Here is a 20525-nt window from a genome sequence, read left to right on the forward strand (position 1 = left end):
CGGCCCCCGCGAGCACCCAGGCCTTCGCCCGCCGCCCACCACCGCTCACACGCCGCCCGCGCACCTGTCCCATACACAGCCTTCGCAGGAGGACACGGTCACGGATGCACTCTCCTCCGCCTCATGGTCGGTTCACCGCCGATGGACGGGGTGCCGAATCATCGGGGCGGTGGCCGCCCCGAGGGACCGGAGTTCGCCCGCCGGTGGAGTCATATGGGGAAGGCGGGGCAAGTAACGGAACGTGACCGAGTGGGTGCATGGGTGCCTCGAAGCCGCCGGCCTCGCCGGTGACGGCTCGGGCGGTCCGGACGCATGACGGTCCTCCGGAGCGACGGCTACGTCCGGCTGCGCGACTACGCGGTGATCGGGGACGGGCGGAGCGCCGCGCTGGTCGCCGCCGACGGGTCCGTGGACTGGCTGGGAACGCCGGACCTGGACTCCCCGCCGGTGTTCGCCGCCGTCCTGGACCCCGCCCGGGGCGGCCGCTTCCTGCTGGAGCCGGCGGAGCCCTTCACGGTCGCGCGCCGGTACCTGCCGGGCACGAACGTCCTGGAGACCACGTTCACCACCGGACGCGGCAGCGTGCGGGTCACCGACGCGCTGACCCTGGAGGGCGGCGGGACGCTGGGGCCGATGCGGGAGCTGCAGCGGCGCCTCGACGGGGTGGCCGGGACCGTGCCGTTGCGCTGGAGCGTCCGGCCGCGATTCGGTTACGGCGCCCGCCGTCCACGGATCAGGTGGCGCGCCGGTGTGCCGGTGGCGGCGTCCGGCGCGGACGCGCTGGCGGTCTGCAGCTGGGACGCGGGGACGCCGGAGGCGGCCGGCGGGGCGATCAGCGGGCGCCTCGAACTCGGGCGGGGACGGCGCGCCCTGCTGGCCCTGGCGTTCGCGCACCAGGAGCCGCTCGTCCTGCCGACCCGGTCCGAATGCGACGCGCGCATGGAGCACACCGTCGCGGCCTGGCAGGGCTGGGCGCGGGAACGCGCGTACGAGGGCAGGTGGCGGGACGCCGTGCTGCGCAGCGCGCTGGCGCTCAAACTGCTGATCTTCGCGCCCTCCGGGGCGATCGCCGCCGCGGTGACGACGTCGCTGCCGGAGCACGTCGGGGGCGAACGCAACTGGGACTACCGCTTCTCCTGGGTCCGCGACTCGGTGTTCACCCTCCACGCGCTGCTGCGGCTGGGCTGCGCCGCCGAGGCGCACGCCTACTTCTGGTGGCTCATGCACGCCACCCAGCTCACGCATCCGCGGCTGCGGGTCCTCTACCGGCTGGACGGCGGCGGCCGCACCCCGGAACGCACGCCGCCCCTGCGGGGGTACCGCGATTCCACGCCGGTGCGGATCGGCAACGCGGCGGGCGCCCAGGTCCAGCTGGACACCTACGGTGAGCTGCTGCAGACCGGCTGGCTCTACGCCGGTGCCGCCGGACGGCTGGACGCCGACCTCGCCCGGCGGCTGGCCGAACTGGCCGACTTCGTCTGCGACGCCTGGCGGTGGACGGACTCGGGCATCTGGGAGGTCCGCAGTGCCCCCCTGCACTTCACGCATTCGAAGATGATGTGCTGGGTGGCGCTCGACCGGGCCATCGACCTGTGCGAGCGCGGGCTGATCCCGGGCCGCGGTTCGGGCCGCTGGCGGCGCAGCCGCGCCCGGATACGCGACTTCGTCGAGACGCGCTGCTTCTCTCCCGACCGCGGCTGCTACACGCGTTCCGCCGGAGGCTCGGAACTGGACGCCGCCGTCCTGCTCGGCCTCCTGCACGGCTACGCGCGGCCCGATGATCCCCGCATGCGCGCCACGGTGGACGCCGTGGGACGGGAGTTGCGGCACGGCCCGTTCGTCGACCGGTACTCCGGCGAGGACGGGCTGGTCGGCACCGAAGGCGCGTTCCTGGCCTGCTCCTTCTGGCTGGCCGAGTGCCTCGCCCTGACCGGGCGCCTCGACCGGGCCGTCCCGCTGATGGACGACCTGGTCGGGCTGGCCAACGATGTCGGCCTGTACGCCGAGGAGATCGACCCGCGCACCGGCGCCTTCCTGGGCAACCTGCCCCAGGGGTTGAGCCACCTGGCGTTGATCAATGCCGCGTGCGCCATCGGCCCGGCCGCCGGGGAGGCGGGCGCGTGAACGCCTGGGGAACCGCCGCGGGCGCCTTCGCCGGGACGCTGGTACTGACCACCGTGCTGCGGGCCGCCGGCGAGTTCAAGCTGACCCGGATGGACCTGCCGTTCCTGCTCGGCACCGCCGTGACGGCGAACCGGGCCCGCGCCAAGGCGATCGGTTATCTCTTGCACTTCGCCAACGGCGAGTTGTTCGCGTTCGTCTACTACGCCGTCTTCCTCGCCATCGGCCACGCCGGCTGGTGGCTCGGGGCGCTCTTCGGTCTGGTGCACGGCACGTTCGCCGGCACGGCGCTGGTGAACATCCTGCTGCCGCTGGTGCATCCGCGGATGGGCAGCCCGCTGACCAGCGCTCCCGAGGTCGCCCTGCTGGAACCTCCGGGCTTCCTCATGCTCAACTACGGGCCGAGCACGCCGCTGGTCACCGTCCTCGCCCATGCGGGCTTCGGGGCCATCGTCGGAGGCTTCACCTCGCTCGGGCCCCACGGATGACCCGGCTCGCCGCCGGGCCGGCGGTGTCCGCCTTTTCAACGTAACCGTCGATTAGCTATCGTCATCGTTGAATATTCTCGCGCAGGGAGGTCGAGTGTGTCCGAGGACGGCCGGCTGCGCGCCGAGGACCTCCCGCTCGGCCGGGTCATCGAGCTAGGCGACCACCACGTGACGCGGGAGGAGATCATCTCGTTCGCGACGCAGTGGGACCCGCAGTCGTTCCATGTCGATGAGGTGTTCGCGCGCGAGACGGTGTTCGGCGATGTCATCGGCAGCGGACTGCACACCATGGCCGTCTTCCAGCGCCTTGCCGTCGCCGGCGCCTACCGGCACTGGGCCGTCGTCGCCGGACGCGCGATCCGGGAGGTGAGCCTCACGAGCCCGCTGCGTCCGGACACGACCGTGCACGCCACGCTGACGGTCGACTCCGTCGTCCCGCACAGTGAGCAGAGGGCTCTCGTCTCCAAGACCGGGCGGGTCATGGACGGCGACGGTCTGCTCATGACGATCCACGTCGACAGCTACGTTCTGCGCCGAGCCTGACGCCGCCGCCGGACGCTCGGACCACTGCGACGAATATTCGACGCATGATCACGGCTCTCGTATACTGACGCCGTGTCAACCGATGCCAAGCGCGCGAAGAAGACGAGCGGCCAGGCGGCCCGGGAGACTCCTGACCGCTCCGGAGCGACCTCGACCCGCAAGCAGCTCATGGAGAACGAGGTCCTGGAGCACGCGACCCGGCTGTTCGCCGAACGCGGCTTCGCGGGCACCAGCCTCCAGGACGTCGCGACCTCGATGGGCCTCAAGCGTCCGGCGCTCTACTACTACTTCAAGAGCAAGGAAGAGCTGCTCGACCGCCTGATCGTCCAGGCCGTCACCGACCCGGCGAACCAGCTCAGGGACATCGCCGCGCAGCTCGACCTGGATCCCGCGGAGCGCCTGCACGCCATCACGCATCGCATCGTCACGGTGACGCTGAACCACACCGACCGCTTCCTCGTCCTGGTGAAGTCGGAGTCCGAGCTGTCGCCGGCGACCCGGAAGAAGTTCGACGACAGCAGGCGCGAGGCGACGAACATCGTCACGGCCGTCATCGAGGAGGGCATCGGTGCCGGCCTGTTCCGGCCCGTCGACCCGCGCGTGGCGGCGTTCACCGTTTACGGCATCTGCAACTGGGCCGCCTGGTGGTACAACCCCGACGGTCACGACTCGATCGAGTCCGTCGCGGACCAGCTCGCCGACACCGCGCTCGCCGGGCTTCTGCGGAACGAGCAGAGCACCACCAGGCCCCTGACGACGCGCGCGGCGATCGCCGCGCTGCGCGACGACCTCGACCGGCTCGAACAGACCCTTGAGCCGGCGCCGGCACCCAGGAGAACCTGAGCCCGGTCTCCCTCACCGCATGTAGGCGCCGCCGTCGGTCACGAGCACCTGGCCGGTCATCGCCGCCGCTCCGTCCGAGGCCAGGAACGCCACTGCGTGAGCCGTGTCCTCGGGGACGAGGGCGCGCTTCAACACCTGGGACGCGATCGACGCGTCGAGCGCACCGTCGGCGACGACCGCGCGCGCCGCGGGGGTGTCCGTGTGGCCGGGCGCCACGGCGCTGACCGCGATGCCGTCCTCGCCGTAGGTGACGGCGAGCGTGCGCATGACACCGAGCAGGGCGGCCTTGCTCGTGACGTACGGGAGGAACTCGGCGCTCGGAGGGAACCACTGGCCGTCGGACGAGATGAGGATGATCCTCCCGAACCCGCGGTCGACCATCCCGGGAGCGAACGCCCGCACGAGCCACAGTGATGCCTCGACGTTGACCGCCATGAGGGCTCGCCATCGGTCGAGGTCGAGCTCCGCCAGCGGCATGGGGTCGAGGTAGCCCGCGCAGTGGACCAGCACGTCGCACCGGCCGTACCGCTCGAGCACCTCGGCGGCCGCGGCCTGGGTCGACGACGCCGACGACAGGTCGCAGACGATGCCGCCCGTCCGGTCGAGCACCACGGTGAGATGCCCCGATGCCCGCAGCACCGCCACGATCGCCGAGCCGATGGCCCCCGCTCCTCCGGTCACCACCGCGACTCGCTGCTCGCCCATGGCGGTTCCACCTCTCCTTCCGCACCCGCCGACCAGCGCCGGCGGTACCGATCGAGGCAACGGTATCGTCTATGGCGTTGATTTTTCAACGTATTTGTTCGACCATGTCGGCGACCATCCGAACATCCGGGAGGAGCCCCATGATGACCACCGACGTGCCGACCGGCGGGCACTTCGACACCTTGAACGCGTTCTACGCCGCGGAGCAGCGCTACGTGACGGCGGGAGGCCGCGAGGCCGGCGCGGACTTCGGTGAGATCGCCGCCCTGTTCCACCCCGACCTGGTGTGCCACCAGGGGCCGACGCTGCCGTACTCGGGAGACTGGCGCGGCGCCGACGGCCTTGAGCGGTTCTTCGAGACCTTCACGGCAACGTGGTCGTCCCTGGAGCTGAGCGATATCCGGTACTTCTCCGGGGAGACCGGCATCGCGATCACCATGCGCATGCAGGCCACCGCGCAGACCACCGGCAAGCACCTGGACACGACGGTCGCGCACTTCCTCATCATCGAGGACGGGCTGATCCGGGAGTTCAACGTGTTCTATGACGACCCGGTCGGCGTCATGGAGGTCACCACGCCGTGAGCCGGGCCTCGGGACCGAGCCCTGCTCCGGCCGGTCCCGAGGCCGCGCGGATTTCAGTCGCGGATCGGAAAGCGCTCGCTCAGCCAGCGGCCGATCTGCCGGGCCGAAAGCTCCGCTCCGGTCGGCTGACCCGGCGCGAGCGGTCCGCCGAAATGGGTCCCGGCGACCCGTACGTGCTTCTTGTCGGTCGCCGACAGCGCTCCGTACATCTGCCGGGCGTCGGCGGGAAAGCAGGCCTGGTCACCGGTCAGCTCGATCAGGAGTGACGGCGCGGCGACACCGCGGGCGTTCCTGACGAAGGCGGCACGGGTCGTCGTCGCCGACCACGTCGACATCCAGGCGGCCGGGGTCGTGATGCGGCCGAAGCCGGCGAACCCGAAGTTGCCGAGGTCCGGCCTGCGGCCGAACAGCGAGCCGTAGGGCCGCTCGTTGGAGTCCAGCGACAGGTCGACCGAGCGAAGGTCGGCGTCGGTGCGGTAGACCGCCATGACCTTCGGCCTGAGCGAACGGCGGCGCGCCGGGACGCCCTCCACCTCACCGGCATGGCGTGTCTCGGCCAGCACCGCTGCCGCGAGCGCGTCGATGCGTCGCACCCGGGCGGCCTGCGCGGCGCGGTACCTCTCGACGAACTCCGCGGCATAACTCGAGGGTTCCGGGGCGGGACGGAAGCCGTTCGCCGGGTTGTAGGGGTCCAGCGTGGGATCGGTCGTCCACGGGTCCGACTCATCGAGGACCGACGGGTCGATGACACGCTGGAGCAGCGCACCCTGGCCCGGGTGGGGCGCGAGGAACACGGCCCCGTCCGGCAGCGGCATCCGCGCCCCGCTCAGGTCGACCGGGGTTCCGTCCGGCGCATCGGTCAGCCGCTCCCCCGCCGCGAGCGCCGCCTGCTCCTGGTAGAAGGCGAACAGCGTGGCGCCGCCGGAGTGCCCGAGGGTCACCCGGGCCTCGAAGCCCCGGTCGTCGAGGAACGACTGACCCGCCGCGACGTCGAGCAGCGCCTGCTCGTGCAGGAGGCGGACGTCGTTGTTGGGTGATCGGGTGCCCTGCGTCCACACGGCGACGCCGAGGTCGAGGAGCGGCGCCACGAGCGGATGGTGCGCGACGTCCTCCCGCGGATGCATGATGCTGACGACGGTTCCGGCGCCTCCGGCGGGCTGCCGCAGCAGACCCGCGACGGCCGCGCCGTCCGGCGTGGTGAGACGGACCGCCTCGGTCGTCGCGGCGGTCATGCCCGCGGCTCGAGCCGGAGCGAGTTCTTGTCCCAGCCGGCGATCCGGAAACCGGCCAGCCCCGCGACGCAGCTGTACCAGACCGCGTGCCGGCATCCCGTCGCGCGCCGGTCGATCTCGATCGGGCCGTCGGAGCTCACCTCGAAGTACGGGCCGTTCCGGTCGACACGGACACGCGCGTCCCGCTCGGCCACCTGGACGACGGGCCGGTTCTCCGGCACGTCCAGGACGAAGACGGTCGCCATCAGGAGGCCGTCGTCCTCGGGCGGAGCAGCTCGTCCCAGTCGTCCGAGCGCTCGGCGATGAGCTCCGCCTTGCGGTGGAGCAGGGCGCCCATGGACGGCGCGCCCTGGCGCACGACGTCCACGAGCGCGTCGATCGTGAGGTTCGCGTCGAGGTCCTCCTGCGGTGTCACCGGCCGCAGCGCGCGGGTGATCTCGACGATGTAGCCGTTCGGGTCGTGCGTGTAGATCGACTCGATGGTCTCGTGCTGGACCCGCATCTCGGTGGCCCACCGGCTCTCGTCGAGCCGCCGCTGGTACTCGTTGAGCGCCTCCTCGGACTCCACATGGAGGGCGAGGTGACGTGAGCCCAGGAAGAACTCCGGGACGGTCTCTCCGAACTTCGCGTAGGCGTCGCCCCGCTCCCCCGGAAACCGGTCCAGCCCGAAGTAGTAGAAGAACGCGAGCCGGTCGCCCTCGCCGATGTCGAAGAAGAAGTGGATGAAGTCGGGGTGCTTCTCAGGACCCCAGCCCGCCGCGCAGATCGAGTGCACGACCGGGAAGCCGAGCACGTCGCGATAGAAGGTGACGGTGTCGACCGGGTCGAAGGTGGGGAAAGCCGCATGGTCGACTCCGCGGACCAGGTGCCGGCCCTCAAGGTTGCCGCTTATCACAATGCTCCCGTCCCGACGGCGCCGTGGGCCGTCGCGGTGGTGTCGTACAGATCGGTGCCGGACCCCAGGAGCGAGCCCGCGCCCGGGATGGCCGCCGGCAGGCCGAGCGCGCGCAGGATGCTGAACGCCCCGGCCGTCGCCGCGCTGATCACCGGCAGCCCGAACTCGTCCTCGGCCTGCGCGATGAGCGGCAGTGACGGCATCTGCACGCAGGCGGAGAGCACGAGTGCGTCCACTCCGCCGAGGTCGAGTTCCCGGGCCGCCGCCATGACGCGCGAGCCCTCGATGCATCCGACCGCGTGGTTGTCCTCGACCTCCAGGGCGCGGTAGTCGGCGACCGCCACGCCCTCCTGTTCGACGTAGTCGACGACCTTGCGCGCCAGCGGGGCCGTGTACGGCGTCACCAGGGCCGCACGTCGCACGGAAAGCGCCTCCAGCGCCTCCAGGAGCGCACCCGCGCTCGACCGCACCCGCGCGGGCGACCCGCCCGCGGCCAGCTGCTCGGCCATGAGCGACTCGACGCGGCGGTGCTCGCCGCGCCCGCCGGCCATGAGCGCGACGAGGCACGCGTAGAGGATCACGTCGGGACCGGCGTCCGCGATCTCCATGACGCACCGTTCGCGCTGCGCGTTCATCGCCGCGAGACCCGCCGGCGTGACCGCCGTCATCCGCATGCGCGCGGAGTGGAGGCTCACATCGAGCCCCTCCTGACCGCGCAACAGGGCCGGAAGCTCGGTTTCGACCGTCACGTTCGAGCTCGGGACGATCAGTCCCACACGTCTGACTGCCATGGATCTCCTCGATGTCTCGAGTCAAGATCTACCTGCCTTCATCGCGCTTGTCAAACTCTCGACACATATGTCAATTTGCTGGATACTGGGTCGACACCCGATCACGATGAGGAGGGGTGGTCACACCGTGGGACGACTTGACGGCAGGGTCGCGTTCATCACCGGCGCCGGCCGCGGGCAGGGGCGGGCGCACGCCATCCGGCTGGCCGAAGAAGGCGCCGACATCATCGCCCTCGACCTGCTGGAGGACATCGAGGGCCTGGCGTACCCCATGGCGTCACCGGCCGACCGGGACGTGACGGTCGCGGCCGTCGAGTCGCTCGGCCGGCGCATCCTGTTCGAGAAGGCCGACGTGCGCGACCTGGAGCGACTGCACGAGGTCGCCGCTCGAGGCGTCGAAAGGATCGGTCCCATCGACATCGTGGTCGCCAATGCCGGCGCCGGTGCGCCCGCCGTCTCCTACGAGATGAGCGAGCACACCTTCACGGACATGATCGACCGCTTCCTCACCAGCACCTGGCGGACCGTCCGCGCCGTCGCCCCCCTCATGATCGAGGCGGGGCGCGGAGGCTCGATCATCCTGATCTCGTCCACGTCGGGCCTGGTCGGCGTTCCCGGCATGGCCCACTACGTCGCGGCCAAGCACGGCGTGACCGGCCTGATGAAGGCACTCGCCATCGATCTCGGGCCGTTCGACATCAGGGTCAACGCCGTCGCTTCCTCGAACGTCGACACGCCCATGATCCAGAACCCGGTCATCCGAGCCGCGTGGGCCGGCGATGCCGGCGCGACCGAGGAGGAGGTCGTGCGCGCCATGTCGGCGATGCACATCCTCGACGTGCCGTGGGTCGAACCGGTCGACATCAGCCACGCGGTGCTCTGGCTCGCCTCGGACGAGGCGCGCTACGTCACCGGGTCGACCATCCCGGTGGACGCCGGAGCGCTGGCGCCCTTCACCATCCCGCACGGCACCACTTGAGCGACCCGCCCCCCGAGGCCCGCCGCCGTCCCGCCCGGGGGGCGGCGGACCGCCGCGTCAGGCGCCCACCTTGCCCGCGACGTCGTCGCGCAGCGCCTTCTTGTCGATCTTGCCGACCTGGGTCCGCGGCAGGGCGTCGATGATCTCGACCCGCTCCGGCCACTTGTACTTGGCGACCCCGAGCCGGTCGAGATGGACCTGGAGCTCGGGCACGCCGAGGGACGGGTCCGTGGTGACCAGGTAGGCGCAGGCGCGCTCACCGAGGACGGCGTCGGGCATCGCCACCACGGCGGCGTCGCGGATGCTCGGGTGCCGGTGGAGCAGCTGCTCGAGCTCCTCGGCGTTGACCTTCTCGCCCCCGCGGTTGATGAGGTCCTTGATCCGGCCCTCGATCGACAGGTAGCGCAGGCCGTCGTGCACCTGGACGCGCGCGAGGTCGCCGGTGCGGTAGAACCCGTCGGCCGTGAAGGCGCGCGCGTTGTGCCCGGGCGAGGCGAAGTAGCCGGGGACCGTGTACCAGCCGCGGCACGCCATCTCCCCGACCTCGCCATCGGCGAGCTCGCGCTCGGTGCCCGGCTCGAGGATGCGGACTTCGTCCTCGGGGGTCAGCGGCGGCCCGACCGTCGTGCTGCGCAGCTCGCGCGGCGCGTCGAACGGGGTCAGTGTGAACATGCCCTCGCCCATCCCGAAGGTCTGGGCGACCCGCGCGCCGAACCGCTCCACCCGGGAGAAGACCTCGCCGGGCACCTTGGCGCCGGACAGGACGACGGTCCGCAGGTGCTCGGCGGCCCCGGCGTACTCGTCCGACATGATCCAGCCGAACATGCCGTGCCCGAAGATCGTGTCGTCCACGCGGTGGTCGCGCATCATCCGGAGGGCCAGAGCACGATCGGGCGGCGGCAGGACGATGCAGCCCCCGACCGAGTGCGCGGAGTGCAGCCCGCACGTGATGCCCGCGTTGTGCACGAAGGGCCCGGCATGGCAGACGACGCTGGACTCACCGCGTCCCAGCGCGAGCGCCCAGGCGCGCGCGTTGTTCCAGTACTCGCCGTGGAGCCGCGGGATCACCTTCGGCACGCCCGTCGTCCCGCCGGAGAGCTGATGGACGGCCACGTCCTCGGGCCCGATGCCGGCCTGGGCCGCGTCGACCGCACGCCGGGCGGCCTCGGGCGCGATGTCGACGCCGAGCGTCTCAAGGGCTTCGACGCCGGACCCGCCGCGGCCGCGCCCGCCGCCGACCGTGAACAGGTGCCGCAGAGTCGTGCTGGCGGCGGCCTGTTCGCGCGCGAACGCGACCATGTCGAACCGGTCCGGCCGGGAGTCGTCGACGATATGGCCGACCGCCCCGACGGCCGACGCGACGTGGCCGATCTCGTGAGCGCGGTGCCCGGCCAGCGTGGCGACCGGGACCGCACCGGCCTTCAGCACCGCGTACCAGGCCACCACGCCCGCGATGCCGTTGCCGACCTGCAGCAGGACCGGGTCGCCGGGACGCAGGCCCCGCTCGAGGAACGCGGCCGCCACCTGGTCGGTCCGGCGATCGAGCCCGGCGTACGTGATCGCGCCGTCCCGGTCGACCACGGCCGGCCGCGGCCCGTGCGCTTCGGCGACCGCGCGGAACCGCTCGGCCACCGGTACGGCGCTCCAGGCGCCGCTGGAAAGGTACCGGGCCACCCGCTCGGGCGGATACGGAACGACTCGCGGATCAACGGGACCGGGCATGTGGGCATCCTTCACGAGACTGGCATCAAGTAAGCCGATAATTCAACACTTCCGTCGATCATAAGGCCGGCACGACGCCCCGAACAAGGGTTCATCTGACGTAAAAGTTGAAAGATTGACACTTGAGAAAACCTCCCTTTAGCATCGAGCCATGAACGCATGTGACATCCCCCGCGACCACCTCCTCCCAGCCTCGGACGGCGGTGCGCGATGACCGGTCGGCTCGAGGGCAAGGTCGCGGTCGTCACCGGCGCGGCGAGCGGCATGGGGGCGGCCGAGGCCGCCCTCTTCGTCGAGGAGGGGGCGACGGTGGTCCTGACCGACGTCGCCGAGGCGGCCGGATCGGCCCTCGCCGCGTCGCTCGGCGACCGTGCGGAGTTCCATCGCCACGACGTAGGCGACGAGGCGGCCTGGCGCGACCTGGTCTCATCCGTCGAGTCGGTCCACGGCGGCGTCGACGTCCTGGTCAACAACGCCGGCGTCTCCCTGGCCGGCCCCATCGACGGGCTCTCGCTGGACGACTTCGACGTCATGGTCCGCGTCAACCAGCGGGGCGTCCTCCTCGGGATGCGGGCGGTCATCGGGCCGATGCGCCGCGCCGGCCGCGGCAGCATCGTCAACATCGCCTCGGGCGCCGCGCTGCGCGGCGAGGTGGGGCTGGCCGCCTACTCCGGCACCAAGTTCGCGGTCCGCGGCATGACCCAGGTCGCGGCCAAGGAGCTCGCGCCGGACGGTATCCGCGTCAACGTGGTGCATCCGGGGTGCATCGACACCCCGATGCACCGGCTGAACCCCGCGGACCGCCAGGCGGCGCTCATCGAGCGCATCCCCATGCGGCGCTTCGGCGATCCGCACGAGGTCGCGGAGATGGTGCTGTTCCTCGCCTCCGACGTCTCGTCCTACCTCACGGGCGCGGACTTCGCCGTCGACGGCGGCATCCTGCTCTGACCGAGGACGGCTGAAGAGTCCCCTCCACCTCACGCGGAAGGGACTCTTCAGCCGTCCTCGGCGGCACCGCTCAGCGCCGGGAACCGGCAGCCGTCCCGTAGCTCCGCCAGCACGCGCGCGACGACCGCCGAGGTGCTCCGTCCGTCGATCAGCCCCCGCCGGCGCTGGAAGCCGATGTGCAGCGCGATGTTGTCGACGACGCTGAGATCCTCGACGAGCCCGAGGTCCTGGTGGACGAAGGCGATCCCGGCGTCGCGCGCCGCCTGCGGACCGTGGCCCGCCTGGAGCTCGGTCCCGTGCACGGCGATTCCTCATGCGGCGACACGGCGGCGCCGCACGAGCTCGGCGACGACCACGGCGATGAGCAGGGCTCCGCCGTTGAAGAGGTCCTGGACGTAGACCGCCGCGCCCTTCTGCTGCAGACCGATGATCCCGACGCCGATCACATAGACCGCGACGACGGTGCCGGCGACGTTGTAGCGGCCGGGCCGGATGCAGGTGGCCCCGAGGAACGCGGCCGCGAACGCCGGCAGGAGGGAGCCGAAGCCCACGACCGGGGACGACCCGCCCAGGCTGGTGACCGAGACGCAGCCCGCGAGCGCGCACATCCCGCCGGTGACGACGAACGACTGGCGCACGACGCGGTCGGCCGCGATCCCCGAGAGCCGCGCTGCGGACGGGTTCGCGCCGACCGCGTAGGCCTTGCGCCCCCAGACCGTGAGCTCCAGCATCACGAACAGCACGACGCCCGCGAGTGCGAGGTAGACGAACGGGAGGGGCATGCCGAGGAGCGTCCCGCGCCCGAGGTCCAGAAACCACTGTGCGGCGTTGCCCGTGATCACCTGGTTCTTCGTCAGGTATTCGCTGATCCCCAGGATCACGAGGCCCGTGCCGAGCGTCGTCGTGAAGGACGGCAGGCTCAGCCGGGTGATGAGCTGTCCGTTGACCACGCCGATCACCATGCCGGCCATGAGGACGACGGCCACCGCGGCGAGCGGGTTCCAGCCCTCGCGCATGACGAGGACCGCGCACAGGCTCTGCGCGAGGCCGAACTGGAAGCCCGACGACAGGTCGTAGTGGCCGGCGATGAGCGGCACCACGATGGCAAGGGCGAGGATGCCGACCGTCGCCTGCTGCAGGAGGATCGTCTGCAGGTTCGCCGTGGTCAAGAAGACCGACGGGTTCCACAGGCTGAAGGCGATCCACAGGAGCGCGAGGACCGCGATGAGCGAGTACCGCGAGAGGAGTTCGGTCACGGCGGACGCCCCCCGGCGCCGTCCTGCGGGTCCTGCCTCGTCGAGCCCGCCACCGCCGCCGTGCGTGCCGGTGGTGTGATCCGCGGGGTCGGCGGTGGCGACCGCCGCCCTCGCGGAGTGCTCGCGGCTCACTGGAGGCCCCACAGCTTGCGGAACTCCGGCTTGTACTCGAACTCGGTGCTCCAGCCGACCTTGGCCAGGTCGCTCGGTGCCTCGCCGATGTTCTTCGCCGTGAAGAGCCGCTGCGGGGCGTCCCAGACCTTCTCGACCGGCCGGCCGGCGATCCCTCGGGCCAGGCTGTCGACGGCGAGCCATCCCATGTAGTCGTCGGGGAAGAGGAGGTCGGCGGCCTGCGTGCCGTTCTTGAGGCGGGCGACCGAGGACGGCGTGGTTCCGGAGGTCGACAGGAGTTTGACGGTGGAGGACTTGCCGGCCTGCTGGATGCCCTGCGCGACGAAGTCGCCGACCGAGTCGTCGGGACCCCACACATAGTTCACGTCCGGGTGCTGCCGGAGCTGCGACGTCACGAGCGGGGCGAGGCTGGTGCCGATGGTCTGGCTCGCGACCTCGGCGCGGTGGACCTTGCACCCGGCGCACTCGCTCGCGAGTGTGCGGGCGATCGTGTCGTGGCGCTTCATGATGTCCGTGAAGTCGGGGAGATCGAGGATGAGAACCGTGCCCTGACCGTCGGAGTCGGCCTTGATCCACGCCGCGGCGGCCTTGCCGCCCTCCAGGGTGTCCGGCCGGATCCAGGTCTGGACCCCGGGCACGTCGCCGTCCTTCGGGGTCTGTCCCAGCATCACGAAGGGCACCTTCTCGGCCGCGACCCGCTGCATCGCCTCGCCCATGAGGTTCGGGTCGCTCGCCACCGAGACGATGCCGTCGATCCCGGAGTCGACCGCCTGCTTGACCGCGCGGTTCCACACCGTCGGGTCGAGCCGCCCGTCGACCAGGTCGGCGGTCCAGCCCAGCTCCGCCGCCGCCTGCTTGACCGCGTTGCCCTCGCGGACGCAGCCGTAGCCGGTGTTGCCGCAGACCAGCACCATGATGTGCTTCTTCCGCGGGGCGTCGAAGGACTCGGTGGGGCCGACGAAGGTCGTGACGGCCTTCATCGCGGGGAGCTCGATGTCCTTGCTCTGCGCGGCGCCGGCGGCGGCGGCGGTGGTGCCGGTCGAGCAGGCCGCCATCGGCAGTGCGAGCACGGCGGCTGCCAGGGCCGCTGCGGTCCGGGCGCGCCGCACCTTCGCGCGCCTCACCTTCGTTCGCGTGTCCACGCGGGTACCTCCACGAGCTCCGGCCGATCGGCCGTTGATTGTCACAGTAGTCGTAAATTCGACTGACTCGTCAGACCGTAGAGCGTGCAGCTCCAAGGTGTCAACGGTCACGTTGGAAATTCTTCGACCCTGACGAGCAGAGACGGCTCAGCGCCACCGCCGTGTCCGGCGATGGCGCTGAGCTGGCCGCTGAGGGCGGCCTAGTCGACGGTGCTGTCGAAGATCTGCTGGTTCCCGGTCTGCCAGTGCGGGTGCTGCCGGACCGAGCTGATCTTCCAGCCCTCCTGCCGTACCAGGCCGTACTCGTAGTAACCGACCTGCTGCTGGAACTCGCCGCCGGGCGCGCCCCGGCGGTAGTGGGTCGCGTTCAGCGTCGACCAGACCACGGCGGTGTCGTTGTCGATGGTCACCTGGTGGTTGGCGCTGATGTGCTGCGTGGCCGTGTAGGACTCGAACGCCCGCCGCAGCACCTCGATGATCGTGGAGCGCTCGAACCGCACCCAGCCGTCCGTCCTGATGGTGTTGGCCTGGATCTCGTCGGTGAAGCAGGTCGCGAACTCGTCCCAGAGCCGGCGGTCGATGCAGAACGCGAACTTGCCCACGACCTCGATGATCGCCGCCCGGTCCTGCACCGCCCGCAACTGCTCGCGGAACGACTCGTCGGGCGCGCTCATGCCGGCCTGGCCTCGGTCAGGCGGAAGCCCTCGCCGTCCTTGACGATGTACCCGGCGCTCGGCTCAACGAAGTGGGTGCCCATCACCAGCAGGTCCGTCCCGGCGGCCGACTCGAGGAAGGCGCGGCGGTTCCGGGTCAGCACCTCGGCGTCCCAGTCGCCGGCCGAGCTCCACTCGGGCCGGGCGATCTGCAAGGGGTGGTGGAAGAAGTCGCCCGTGATGAACGCGGCCTCTCCTCCCGACTCGACGCGGACGCCGTGGTGGGCCGAGGTGTGACCCGCCGTCGACACGTACAGCACACCGGGCATGATCTCCGCGTCCGCCGGGACGAGCTCGAGGCGCCCGGCGTCGATGATCGGCTGGAAGGTCTCCTCCTGGATGAGCCGGGTCTGGTGCGACAGCGCCTCGGCATCCGGCAGGAACGCCCGGGCGATCTTGTCGACCTCGCCCTCGTCCTCCCGGCCCTCGGACGGGTCGAGGGGATCCGACGAGATGATCTGGCTCAGATGGCGCTCGTACTCCTCACGCACCAGGATGACGCGTGCGTTCGGGAAGGTCGGGACCCATTTCCCGTCCTCGTCCTGCTTCGAGCACCATCCGACATGGTCGAGGTGCAGGTGCGTGAGCAGGATGACGTCGATGTCCTCGGGCCTGTAACCCGCCTCCTGGAGCCGCTCGAGGAAGGGATTGTCCAGCCCGCCCCAGCTCGGTTGCATGGGATAACTCTTGCCGTTGCCGCATCCCGCGTCCACGAGGATCACCGCGTCGCCGGTGTCGACGACGATCGAGTGGACGTCGGCCAGGATCTGTCCGGCCTGGTTGACGTAGTTCGGGTAGACCCACCCGATGTCTCGCACGACCTCTGGCGCGGCCTGAGGAATGAGCCCGTCCATGAGGCCGAGCTCGATCACGAACTCCTGGACCTCGGTCACCTTGAACCGTCCCACGTTCCATGTCCCCATGCTGCGCCTCTCATCCGCTTGGACCTTGACCTCTTCACGACCGCACGGCAGTCGACGACCACGCGAAGCGAACACCAACCTACCGTGCTTCAACGCAGGCGTCCATATTTCATCGTCTCCGTAATGCACTGCTCGCGGTGGAGTTCACGTCCAGGACGTGCGGCTAGTCGATGGCGGCCTCCGGCCCGGCGGAGGTCACACGCCACCGCCGGGCCGGAGACCGCTAAGCGGCGCGCTGGGCCTGCTGGAGAGCGGCCATGTAGGACTGGACGCCCGCGGCCATGGTCGGGACGTGTTCGCGCATCAGCCGCTGGAAATGCGGAGCGTTCGCGGAACGATGGTCGACGGTGAACTCCCCGGCCAGGGAGAACCAGGTGACCGGTACGGCGCCCGCCTGCACCATGCGCCGGACCGCGGTGTCGTGCGTCTCGGCGGTCACGCTGGCGGAGGCGTCGACCACCAGGTACACCTCGTAACCCTCCCGCAGCGCGCCGAGCACGGTCTGCAGGACGCAGCCCTCCGTGGACACACCCGCGATCGCGAGCCTGCGGCGTCCGGTCTCGCGCACGGCGCGCGCGAAATCCTCATCGAGGAAGCTGTTGAAGTTGCCTCCCCGCTCGATCACCGGGTGGTCGCCGATGACCCCCCGGGCCTACGTCGACCGCGTGGAGAGCGCCGACGGCGACGACCCGTTCATCGCGGTCATCCGCAGCGCCGCCGCATCCGGCGAGCAGACCGCGACGCGCCTCTACACCGCGATGCAGCAGCGCAGCCTGGAGTCCTACCGGACGGTGGTGACCGGGCCGGACGCCGACGAACGCATCGCCCTCCTCGGCGCCCACCTCATCGGCGTCACCTTCAGCCGTTACGTCATCGGCGGCGGCCCCTTGGCCGACATGAGCGCCGAGCACCTCGTCCGCCATCTGAGCCGGACCCTGCGCGCCATCTTTGAACCCCCGTCATGATCGTTTTCCGGGCGGTCCGGGGCACCGGCCGTCCTACGCCACGGCGGTTCGGCAGTCGACGATCCGCTTTCCTAGGTGACATCGCGGTCTCGGGTCAGGAAGGCCGTCACTTCGGATTCGTAGGCGGCCGCCGCGTGCTCTCGTTCGCCCCAGCTCCGGCGGGCGAGGGAGACCATGCCGAGAGGTTTGCCCAAGAGGGTGCGGGCCGCGTCCTCGGCGGCCGGCGCCAGGTCGTCCGGCGGGCGGACGGCGGTGCCCAGCACGGCGGCGGGGATTCGCTCGGAGGTCAGGAGGGCCCGGCTCGCCACGGCGGGCGGGAGCAGGCGGCTGAGGATGGCGTGGCCGACGGTCACGCCCACGTCCAGTTCGGGGAGTTTCAGCCAGGCGTCCGAGGCGATGAGCGGGATGTCGGCCGCGGCCAGGAGGAGGGCTCCGGCGCCGATCGCCGGCCCCTGGGCCGCCACCACCACGGGAGCCGGGCAGCGCAGGACGGCGGTCAACGCGGCGGCGCCGACGGCGAGGCTCTCACCGTCCGCGGGTTCGCCGCGGTCGTGTCCCGCGCTGAAGACGCGACCGGCAGCGTCGATCAGGAGGCACTCGTCCGGGCGCATGGCGGCGCAGGTCTCGGTGAGCCACCGGTAGGCCGCCGCGTCGAGGGCGTTGACCGGTGGACGCTCCAGTGTCGCCCGGACGAGCCGTCCCTCGCGTTGTACCCGCATCAGTAGGAGCGGGGAAGGGCCAGGCGCTTGTGCGCGACGTGGTTCAGCAGCATTTCGGAGCTGACCGGGGCGATCCGGAAAAGGCGCACCAGGCCGTGCAGGGTGGCCAGGCCGTACTCGCGGGACATGCCGTTGCCGCCGAGGGTCTGCATGGCGGCGTCGAGTGCGGTCGAGGCGGCTTCGGAGGCCGTCAGCTTCGCCATGGCCGCCTCCACTCCGCCGGGTTCGCCGCGGTCGAAGGCGCGGGCCGCGGAGGTCGTGAGGAGGCGGGATGCGGCCAGTGCCGTCTCGGCGCGGGCCAGCGGGTGGGAGACGGCCTGGTGCGCCCCGATGGGAACGCTCCAGACGGTTCGCTCACGGGCGTAGGCGACGGCGATGTCGATCGCGTACCGGGCGATGCCGTTCAGGAGGGCGGCGCTGACGATGCGTTCAGGGTTGAGACCCGCGTACAGAACGCTCATGCCGGCATCGGGTCCGACTATCGCGGAGTCGTCCAGACGGACATCGTCGTAGAACACGCTGTACTGGCGCTCAGGAGACAGGATCTCGACCTGGATGGGGCTCTTGGTGAGGCCGGGCGCGTCGGTGGGGACGATGAAGACTTTCAACTCGTCTTCGGCGCGGGCGACGGTGAGGAGGGCGTCGGCGTTGTCGACGTGGGAGACGTAGTACTTCTGGCCGGACAGCACCCAGTCGCCGCCGTCGCGGCGGGCGCGCATGCGGATGTTGTGGGTGTTGGATCCGGCGTCGGGTTCGGTGATGGCGAAGCCGAGGACGCGGGAGCCGTCCGCCAGGCCCGGCAGCCACTCGGACTTCTGGGCGGGCGAGCCGAAGCCGTCGACCATGGTCGCGCAGACGGCGGGCGAGAGCGCGATGAGCATGAGCGGGACACCGGCCTCGGCGATCGCCTCGGCGGCCACGGACAGTGCTTCGATGCCCGCGCCGGCTCCGCCGTGCTCCGGCGAGATGCCGGCTCCGAGGGCGCCGATGCCGCCCAGGGCGCGCCACAGGTCGCGTGCGTTGTCCCCCGCGTCCGACGAGCGGACGTAGTACTCGTGCCCGAAACGGCGGCAGGTCCGCAGGACGGTCTCGCGCAGTTCGGACAGCTCCGCCGGGGTCTCGGATGTCGGCCGCACGCCGGTCCTCCTCGTTCGATGAGTCTGACTTGGTCGGTTCACCCTGTACATCGCGTAGATGCGATGTCCGGCATGTTACTTCGATGTAAAAGCCTGATGTATTACACTCTAAACGAGCCCGACCACCGGCCGAGCCAAACCACCTCACACCGGCCCCCATCCGGGGCACGGTGGCCGCAGCCCACGGAGACGCACCTCGGTACAGCCGCCGAGGTGCCTCGTGAGCAGGTACTTCACGACATGCAACCCATGACGGGAGGCCCTGCCGCGCAGGGCGCGGGGGCACCACCGCACCCCGCCGCCACCCTCCGCATACCGGCGCGAGCGCCCCTCCTCCGCCTGGACCAGCAAGAACATCCGTATCGGGGGGCTTGTCCTGACACGACCTCATCCTGCAAACTCTGACGTATTCACTCCCTGGCTCGGGTGGGGGTGCCTGCATCGCCCGACCAAGGCGATCATCAAGGAGACACCATGAGAGCAGCCATGCGTCGCCATGCGGCCATCGCGGTAATGACCGCTCTGGCCGTTTCCGTGACGGCCTGCGGGTCGTCCGGATCGGATACGTCAGATGGATCTGGCGACACCTACCCCATCGGCGTCGTCAACTCCACGACCGGTGCGCTCGGCGCGGTCGGCCAGCAAGAGGCCAAGGGCATGCAGCTGGCCGTCGAGGAGATCAACGCGGCGGGCGGCGTGAAGGGCCGCAAGCTCAAGCTGGAGGAGGTGGACGACCAGGGCTCGGTGAACCTGACCACCGCCGGGTTCAAGAAGCTCGCCACCGAGACCAAGGTGCCCATCGTGATCGGACCGGGCATCTCCGCGAACGCCAAGGCGGTGGCCCCGCTCGCCGACCAGTACGGCGTCACGCAGATCCTCCTGGTCGCGCAGCCCGAGGTCGCCAACGGCACCAAGCACGTCTTCGAGGTACCGCTGCCCGGCAAGGCCAACTCCGAGGCGATGGTCAACTACGCCAAGGAGCAGGGCGCCAAGACCGCCGCGATCATCTGGGCGAACAACCCGTACGGCCAGGCGGGCAACACCGACGTCAGCAACGCCGCCAAGGGCGCCGGGATCAAGATCGTCAACTCCGAGGGCTTCGACCCGGGCAAGTTCGACTTCACCGCGCAGGCGGGCAAGGCGGCCGCCGCGAAGCCCGACACGATCTTCCTCTACGGTGCCGGCGGGTCCAGCGACGCCCTGGTGCTGAAGAGCGTCGCCGCGACGGGCTACGAGGGCCTCATCGTCGGCGACCTGGCGTACTCCTCCGACTTCGTCCCGGAGACCGCGGGCGGGAACGCCGCCGACAAGGTCGTCTCGCTGACGGCGGTCGACTACGGAAACCCCGACGAGAAGACGAAGAAGTTCCTCGACGCCTACAAGGCCAAGTTCGGTGAGGCCCCCTCGGTGCTGAGCACCTACGCCTACGTGGCGGTGCAGCTGACCGCCGCGGCCATCGAGAAGGCCCCCGAGTACACGGGCGAGGAGCTCTCCAAGGCGATCGAGTCGCTGAACTTCGAGAGCATCGTCGGCAAGCTGGCGTACACCGCCCAGTGGCGCGGCGGCCCGAACGCCGACGCCTTCAAGCCGGTCACGTTCAAGGACGGCGCATACGCGGTCCCGGACCAGGGCTGACCCCGACCAGCAGATGACGGTGGCCGGGCAACGGCCCGGCCACCGCCCTCGCC

At 70.7% G+C, this 20525-nt stretch carries 23 protein-coding genes; 9 read left to right on the forward strand and 14 right to left on the reverse strand.

Annotated features, from left to right (window positions below; all coding sequences use genetic code 11):
- The first annotated feature begins 312 nt into the window (after positions 1–312).
- The 4 genes from E1284_RS08475 to E1284_RS08490 all read left to right on the forward strand — a co-directional run bounded on the left by E1284_RS08475 (position 313) and on the right by E1284_RS08490 (position 3995).
- Positions 313–2124, forward strand: a complete 1812-nt coding sequence (locus tag E1284_RS08475) for a glycoside hydrolase family 15 protein (protein ID WP_131938455.1) — start codon at positions 313–315, stop codon at positions 2122–2124.
- Positions 2121–2609: a hypothetical protein gene (locus tag E1284_RS08480; protein WP_131938456.1), complete on the forward strand. Its 489-nt coding sequence runs from the start codon at positions 2121–2123 to the stop codon at positions 2607–2609. Before E1284_RS08475 ends, E1284_RS08480 begins: the two co-directional genes overlap by 4 nt.
- Positions 2610–2705: 96 nt before the next feature.
- Positions 2706–3152, forward strand: coding sequence for a MaoC/PaaZ C-terminal domain-containing protein (locus E1284_RS08485; protein ID WP_165965177.1), 447 nt, complete (start codon positions 2706–2708; stop codon positions 3150–3152).
- A gap of 72 nt (positions 3153–3224) precedes the next feature.
- Entirely contained in the window at positions 3225–3995 is a 771-nt protein-coding gene (locus E1284_RS08490) for a TetR/AcrR family transcriptional regulator (protein WP_131938458.1), read from the forward strand.
- Between the two features lie 12 nt (positions 3996–4007).
- Here E1284_RS08490 and E1284_RS08495 read toward each other — a convergent pair whose 3' ends face one another.
- Positions 4008–4700: an SDR family NAD(P)-dependent oxidoreductase gene (locus tag E1284_RS08495; protein WP_131938459.1), complete on the reverse strand. Its 693-nt coding sequence runs from the start codon at positions 4698–4700 to the stop codon at positions 4008–4010.
- Between the two features lie 140 nt (positions 4701–4840).
- Here E1284_RS08495 and E1284_RS08500 point away from each other — a divergent pair, with 140 nt between their 5' ends.
- Positions 4841–5284 carry a nuclear transport factor 2 family protein gene (locus E1284_RS08500; protein ID WP_165965178.1) on the forward strand — a complete coding sequence of 148 codons (444 nt, stop codon included), beginning with the start codon at positions 4841–4843 and terminating at the stop codon, positions 5282–5284.
- Between the two features lie 53 nt (positions 5285–5337).
- Here E1284_RS08500 and E1284_RS08505 read toward each other — a convergent pair whose 3' ends face one another.
- From E1284_RS08505 to E1284_RS08520, 4 genes are read right to left on the reverse strand one after another with little or no spacing between them, the layout of a single operon-like run.
- Positions 5338–6516 (reverse strand): hypothetical protein, encoded by a 1179-nt coding sequence (locus E1284_RS08505; protein WP_207923638.1) that lies wholly within the window; start codon positions 6514–6516, stop codon positions 5338–5340.
- A complete protein-coding gene (locus E1284_RS08510; protein ID WP_131938462.1) occupies positions 6513–6761 on the reverse strand; it encodes a hypothetical protein in 249 nt (82 codons plus the stop codon). The genes E1284_RS08505 and E1284_RS08510 overlap by 4 nt, the downstream gene beginning before the upstream one ends.
- Positions 6761–7411 (reverse strand): VOC family protein, encoded by a 651-nt coding sequence (locus tag E1284_RS08515; protein WP_207923639.1) that lies wholly within the window; start codon positions 7409–7411, stop codon positions 6761–6763. The genes E1284_RS08510 and E1284_RS08515 overlap by 1 nt, the downstream gene beginning before the upstream one ends.
- The gene (locus E1284_RS08520) at positions 7408–8202 is read right to left on the reverse strand and encodes a maleate cis-trans isomerase family protein (protein WP_165965179.1); all 795 of its coding nucleotides are present in this window, start codon (positions 8200–8202) and stop codon (positions 7408–7410) included. The genes E1284_RS08515 and E1284_RS08520 overlap by 4 nt, the downstream gene beginning before the upstream one ends.
- 127 nt (positions 8203–8329) lie before the next feature.
- Here E1284_RS08520 and E1284_RS08525 point away from each other — a divergent pair, with 127 nt between their 5' ends.
- Positions 8330–9181, forward strand: coding sequence for a mycofactocin-coupled SDR family oxidoreductase (locus tag E1284_RS08525; RefSeq protein ID WP_207923640.1), 852 nt, complete (start codon positions 8330–8332; stop codon positions 9179–9181).
- A 57-nt stretch (positions 9182–9238) separates the two neighbouring features.
- Here E1284_RS08525 and E1284_RS08530 read toward each other — a convergent pair whose 3' ends face one another.
- Complete coding sequence (locus E1284_RS08530) at positions 9239–10903, reverse strand: (2,3-dihydroxybenzoyl)adenylate synthase (protein ID WP_131938464.1); 1665 nt, start codon at positions 10901–10903, stop codon at positions 9239–9241.
- A 210-nt stretch (positions 10904–11113) separates the two neighbouring features.
- On the opposite strand from E1284_RS08530, the gene E1284_RS08535 reads away from it, so the two are divergent.
- On the forward strand, positions 11114–11851 hold the full coding sequence (locus tag E1284_RS08535; RefSeq protein ID WP_131938465.1) for an SDR family NAD(P)-dependent oxidoreductase: 738 nt from the start codon (positions 11114–11116) through the stop codon (positions 11849–11851).
- A gap of 47 nt (positions 11852–11898) precedes the next feature.
- Here E1284_RS08535 and E1284_RS08540 read toward each other — a convergent pair whose 3' ends face one another.
- From E1284_RS08540 to E1284_RS08565, 6 genes are all read right to left on the reverse strand, one after another.
- A complete protein-coding gene (locus E1284_RS08540; protein WP_131938466.1) occupies positions 11899–12153 on the reverse strand; it encodes a hypothetical protein in 255 nt (84 codons plus the stop codon).
- 9 nt (positions 12154–12162) lie between these two features.
- Positions 12163–13239 carry an ABC transporter permease gene (locus E1284_RS08545; RefSeq protein ID WP_165965180.1) on the reverse strand — a complete coding sequence of 359 codons (1077 nt, stop codon included), beginning with the start codon at positions 13237–13239 and terminating at the stop codon, positions 12163–12165.
- Positions 13236–14381 carry a sugar ABC transporter substrate-binding protein gene (locus E1284_RS08550; protein ID WP_131938468.1) on the reverse strand — a complete coding sequence of 382 codons (1146 nt, stop codon included), beginning with the start codon at positions 14379–14381 and terminating at the stop codon, positions 13236–13238. The genes E1284_RS08545 and E1284_RS08550 overlap by 4 nt, the downstream gene beginning before the upstream one ends.
- A gap of 200 nt (positions 14382–14581) precedes the next feature.
- A complete protein-coding gene (locus E1284_RS08555) occupies positions 14582–15055 on the reverse strand; it encodes a nuclear transport factor 2 family protein (RefSeq protein ID WP_131938469.1) in 474 nt (157 codons plus the stop codon).
- Complete coding sequence (locus tag E1284_RS08560) at positions 15052–16017, reverse strand: MBL fold metallo-hydrolase (RefSeq protein ID WP_131938470.1); 966 nt, start codon at positions 16015–16017, stop codon at positions 15052–15054. Before E1284_RS08560 ends, E1284_RS08555 begins: the two co-directional genes overlap by 4 nt.
- Before the next feature lie 223 nt (positions 16018–16240).
- Positions 16241–16642, reverse strand: coding sequence for an isochorismatase family protein (locus tag E1284_RS08565; RefSeq protein ID WP_165965181.1), 402 nt, complete (start codon positions 16640–16642; stop codon positions 16241–16243).
- 13 nt (positions 16643–16655) lie between these two features.
- Here E1284_RS08565 and E1284_RS08570 point away from each other — a divergent pair, with 13 nt between their 5' ends.
- Positions 16656–16982, forward strand: a complete 327-nt coding sequence (locus tag E1284_RS08570) for a TetR/AcrR family transcriptional regulator (protein WP_131938472.1) — start codon at positions 16656–16658, stop codon at positions 16980–16982.
- A gap of 71 nt (positions 16983–17053) precedes the next feature.
- Here the strand turns inward: E1284_RS08570 and E1284_RS08575 are convergent, their stop codons facing one another.
- Positions 17054–17701, reverse strand: a complete 648-nt coding sequence (locus E1284_RS08575; protein WP_131938473.1) for an enoyl-CoA hydratase-related protein — start codon at positions 17699–17701, stop codon at positions 17054–17056.
- Positions 17701–18888, reverse strand: a complete 1188-nt coding sequence (locus E1284_RS08580; protein ID WP_131938474.1) for an acyl-CoA dehydrogenase family protein — start codon at positions 18886–18888, stop codon at positions 17701–17703. Before E1284_RS08580 ends, E1284_RS08575 begins: the two co-directional genes overlap by 1 nt.
- A gap of 423 nt (positions 18889–19311) precedes the next feature.
- Here E1284_RS08580 and E1284_RS08585 point away from each other — a divergent pair, with 423 nt between their 5' ends.
- On the forward strand, positions 19312–20472 hold the full coding sequence (locus E1284_RS08585) for an ABC transporter substrate-binding protein (RefSeq protein ID WP_131938475.1): 1161 nt from the start codon (positions 19312–19314) through the stop codon (positions 20470–20472).
- Positions 20473–20525 lie beyond the last annotated feature (53 nt).

The organism is Actinomadura bangladeshensis, assembly GCF_004348335.1.
Classification (GTDB): domain Bacteria; phylum Actinomycetota; class Actinomycetes; order Streptosporangiales; family Streptosporangiaceae; genus Spirillospora; species Spirillospora bangladeshensis.